At 36.1% G+C, this 1,646-nt stretch carries 3 protein-coding genes; all 3 read right to left on the bottom strand.

What is annotated here, in order from left to right:
• Positions 1–67: 67 nt before the first annotated feature.
• Complete coding sequence (locus JFC07_RS12975) at positions 68–460, bottom strand: hypothetical protein (protein WP_102076308.1); 393 nt, start codon at positions 458–460, stop codon at positions 68–70.
• A gap of 225 nt (positions 461–685) precedes the next feature.
• Positions 686–853 (bottom strand): hypothetical protein, encoded by a 168-nt coding sequence (locus JFC07_RS12970; protein ID WP_180952491.1) that lies wholly within the window; start codon positions 851–853, stop codon positions 686–688.
• A 253-nt stretch (positions 854–1,106) separates the two neighbouring features.
• Positions 1,107–1,445 carry a hypothetical protein gene (locus tag JFC07_RS12965; protein WP_225211716.1) on the bottom strand — a complete coding sequence of 113 codons (339 nt, stop codon included), beginning with the start codon at positions 1,443–1,445 and terminating at the stop codon, positions 1,107–1,109.
• Positions 1,446–1,646 lie beyond the last annotated feature (201 nt).

Raw genomic sequence — 1,646 nt, 5'->3', positions numbered from 1 at the left:
AGATTAGTGAGGTGCTCTTCTTTTTTCAATCACTTTCGAAGTTGAGAGTGGGGTATATTACTATCTATCAGTAAGAATATTCGCTTGCATCTAGCTGGCTTTCAAGATTTTGTATTGAACTGTCCACATCATTAAGTTGAGACTTCAATTGGCTAGCCTCACTATCTAAGTCAGACGCTAAATCGTCAAGTTCTGATTGTGATTGAATAAAGCTGAATTGATAATACATTCCACTAATATTGTCAGCTGTCTGATGAGCATTGTACATTTCACTTTGAAGATTTTCGATTTCAGCTTTGCTATTTTCTATAATCAACTTATATTCTTCGATAGCAGCGTAAGCATCATCTAATGCAATCTCGTTTGATTCTTCGGCTGATTTCAGACTGCTTGAATAAGACCAAACAAAAAATAAAACTAAAACCCCAATTATACCAATGCTAACTTTTTTATAGTTCACTTCGTTCTCTCAAATACAAACAAAAGTAAATTATAACAACATATTATCGGGTGTAGCTATATAACTTATAAAAAACCGCCCAAACCATTCAAGGAAGGAAAACTGATTAATTTAACATAATGAAGACGGCAGGATTTGAACCTGTGACGTTAGAACTATGAGTCCTGTCCTCTGACCACTACACCCCCAGTGTATTGCGCTACCATCTGCGCTATGGGCCCGTAATTAATTACAAAACTCAATCTTATCTACAAAACCTTGAGCACCTTCCACGCCTCTATTTGCTCGGTCCTTAAGAAACTGCAGCCAATAATCTTTGTCGCACGACTCGGTTACCTCTTGATAATAATCATAGGCCTCTTGGTTGGTTAGATCGCACATATCAGCTTCCATGCTAAATCGTAGACATAAAAAAGCCCGATATGGAAAATCACATATCGGGTACAAAAACGTAGGCAATAAAAAAACGAAAGAACCGGAGAGTTATCTTTCGTTCAAGACATTCATATTTAAATCAATTTACAATTACTGCCATTGTAGAAAATATAACACTACAGTGCGGCATGGGTCAAGTCATATAATAATACCTAGACAAGCCTGCTCTTCCTTGCTTTATTTTTTAAATTTTATTAAGTGGATTAGTACCCTACATCATCATTTCTTCACTAATAGAGTCTCCTTCGTGCAAAGCATTAAAAAGCTTTACCTCTGCAACCTTTATTAATGCCTCTCGCTTAGCATAGGTGTAATTTTGAGTAGCATTCGAGTCAAACAAAAGATCTTCGCTGTTCTGTTTTTGCCATTCAACAATACTTTGTAAAAGCTCAGCGCAATAAGCCTCTCGAGCTTCATCAAATAATGGCGTGTCAATGGTAGGAGCATCACCAATATCATCTGCGACCGTAGTGATTGCTAACATCATAATGGCATCAAAACTTTGTGGGCTAACTTGTATGTCTTTTTCCTGTTTTATATCTAACATCATCTTACCTGCTATTTTCTAATCAAGAATTTGTATGACGCTATACTAGATTCTTAATGTGACAGACTAATGACATCATCATAATTACATGCTTTCAACCAGCTCACAGCTTATTGCTAGGTTAGATCTATACTTGGCAATATCATTATTAGGGCGTGTCCCTAATTGGCAAAAAAGTATATATCTTCTAAAATAAAGCATACA

Origin of the sequence: Psychrobacter faecalis, from assembly GCF_016107575.1 — a bacterium.
GTDB lineage: Bacteria > Pseudomonadota > Gammaproteobacteria > Pseudomonadales > Moraxellaceae > Psychrobacter > Psychrobacter faecalis.
Note: the sequence above shows the minus strand (reverse complement) of the source record. Positions and strands in the feature narration are given on the sequence as shown.

Excerpts from the sequence above, each read along its gene's own strand:
- JFC07_RS12970 (WP_180952491.1), bottom strand. The coding sequence starts at position 853 with ATGGAAGCTGATATGTGCGATCTAACCAACCAAGAGGCCTATGATTAT.
- JFC07_RS12965 (WP_225211716.1), bottom strand. The coding sequence starts at position 1,445 with ATGATGTTAGATATAAAACAGGAAAAAGACATACAAGTTAGCCCACAA.